At 59.5% G+C, this 2,412-nt stretch carries 2 protein-coding genes; one reads left to right on the top strand and one right to left on the bottom strand.

Annotated features, from left to right (window positions below):
* Nucleotides 1-105: 105 nt before the first annotated feature.
* Nucleotides 106-999 (top strand): GNAT family acetyltransferase, encoded by an 894-nt coding sequence (locus ACRESD_RS06965; protein ID WP_431750258.1) that lies wholly within the window; start codon nucleotides 106-108, stop codon nucleotides 997-999.
* A gap of 127 nt (nucleotides 1,000-1,126) precedes the next feature.
* On the opposite strand, the gene ACRESD_RS06960 is transcribed toward ACRESD_RS06965, so the two are convergent.
* The gene (locus ACRESD_RS06960; RefSeq protein WP_431750257.1) at nucleotides 1,127-2,146 is read right to left on the bottom strand and encodes a branched-chain amino acid aminotransferase; all 1,020 of its coding nucleotides are present in this window, start codon (nucleotides 2,144-2,146) and stop codon (nucleotides 1,127-1,129) included.
* Nucleotides 2,147-2,412 lie beyond the last annotated feature (266 nt).

Below are 2,412 nucleotides of genomic sequence, written 5' to 3'. Positions count from 1 at the left end.
GTATCAGCCATAAATAGGTTGGCTGACAGACCGCTATCGCAGGCAAGCCAGCTCCCACATTAGTATGGGGATGGTTTTGAAATCTGTTTCAGCAAGGAGCCCTGCATGTCTACCGCTGTTCGTCTTGCCCAAACCACCGATGCCGAGGGGATCAGCCAGGTCATCCTGGCCGCCCTGCACAGCAGCAATGCGCGAGACTATCCGGTGGAGGTGATCGCGCGGGTCGCAAGCAACTTCACACCCGATGCCGTGCTCGGGCTGCTCCAGCGCCGTGTCGTGCTGGTGGCGACCCAGGATCAGGTCATCGTTGCCACGGCAGCCCTGGATGCCAACGTGGTGCGCTCGGTGTTCGTCAACCCGGCGTTGCAAGGGCAGGGGATTGGTCGGCTGCTGATGATCGAGGTCGAACTGCGCGCCCGGGAAGCCGGCGTGACCACCCTGAGCGTGCCTGCCTCGCTGACCGCCGAGCCGTTCTACACCAAGCTGGGTTTTCACACGGTACGTGATGTCTATCACGGCAATGAACGTACCCTGGTGATGGAGAAGTCTTTGTCCTCTCGCCATCCCATCGGTCCCTACCGCGACCGCCAACACCGTGCGCAAGTCGTCACGCTGTGGCAGCAGGCATTTGGTTATGACGCCGCCCATAACCTGCCGACCTTGGCGATTGATAAGAAACTGGCGGTCAACGATGGGCTGTTCTTCGTCGCGACCGACAGAAAGGTGGTGATAGGGACCATTCTGGCCGGGTACGACGGTCATCGCGGCTGGCTGTATTCAGTGGCGGTGCACGCCGACTATCGGCGCCAGGGCCTGGGCGCCTCGTTGGTGCGCCATGCAGAGCAGGCGCTGACGGTGCTGGGTTGCATGAAGATCAACCTGCAGATCACTGGCGGCAATGATGCGGTGGTGGGGTTCTACGAGGCGTTGGGCTATGGGGTGGAACCGAGGATCAGCATGGGCAAGAAGATTACCGAGAATATTCCGACTCGGTCCTGAGAACACCTGAGATCAAATGTGGGAGGGGGCTTGCCCCCGATGGCGGTGTATCAGTCACAAATATATCGACTGATCTACTGCTATCGGGGGCAAGCCCCCTCCCACATTGTTTTGCGTTGCGGGTGGCTTAGACCTTGACGATCCAGCCCGCTGGCGCTTCAACGTCACCGGTCTGTACACTGGTCAACTCTTTGTAGAGCTTCTGGGTGATTGGGCCGACTTCTGTTTCGCTATGGAACACATGCAGCTTGCCGTTGTACTGGATGCCGCCGATCGGCGAAATCACCGCAGCAGTACCGCACGCGCCGGCTTCCTTGAACTGGTCCAGTTTGTCGATGAACACTTCGCCCTCGACCACTTCCAGGCCCAGGCGGGTCTTGGCCAGTTCGATCAGCGACAGGCGGGTGATGCCTGGCAATACTGAAGGCGACTTCGGCGTGATGAACTGGTTGTCGTGGGTGATCCCGAAGAAGTTGGCCGAACCGACTTCCTCGATTTTCGAATGGGTCATCGGGTCCAGATAAATTGCGTCGGCGAAGCCGGATTTCTTCGCTTCGGAACCCGGCATCAGGCTGGCGGCGTAGTTGCCACCGACCTTGGCCGCACCGGTGCCCTGTGGCGCGGCGCGGTCGAAAGTGGAGATCTGGAAGTTGTGTGGCACCAGGCCACCTTTGAAATAAGCACCGACCGGGATGGCGAACACCGAGAAGATGAACTCCGGTGCGGTACGCACGCCGATGTTGTCACCGGTACCGATCACGAACGGGCGCAGGTACAGCGCACCGCCGCTGCCGTACGGCGGGATGAACCGCTCGTTGGCCTTGACCACTTGCTTGCAGGCGTCGATGAACACGTCGGTTGGCACATGCGGCATCAGCAGGCGGGCGCAGCTGCGTTGCATACGGGCAGCGTTCTGGTCCGGGCGGAACAGGTTGATCGAGCCGTCCTTGCAGCGGTAGGCCTTGAGGCCTTCGAAGCACTGTTGGCCATAGTGCAGGGCGGTTGAGCCTTCGCTGATGTGCAGCACGTTGTCGTCGGTCAGCTTGCCTGCTTGCCACTCGCCGTCTTTGAACAGCTGGATAAACCGCTTATCGGTCTTGATGTAGTCAAAGCCCAGCTTGTCCCAATTGATGCTTTCGTTACCCATGACACCCTCTATCTCTGGTCAACCGCCTGGTCGAAGGCAGGCTTGTCGGTTTTTTTCTGGATGGGCGCAACAATACTGCATTCTTGCTTTGTGTGGGAGCGGGTGGGCCGACCATTCAGCATCTGTATTGGCTGACCCGTCGTCATCGCAGGCAAGCCAGCTCCCACATTTGGAATGCATTCCACTGTGGGAGCCGGGCTTGCCCGCGATGGCTTCACCGCGGTATTACAGATGCAGCGCGTGACCTAATGCCCTCAATGCTGCTT

The sequence above is a fragment of the Pseudomonas sp. genome (assembly GCF_050739995.1).
Taxonomy (GTDB): Bacteria; Pseudomonadota; Gammaproteobacteria; order Pseudomonadales; family Pseudomonadaceae; genus Aquipseudomonas.
This window is presented reverse-complemented; position numbering and strand designations above follow the sequence as displayed.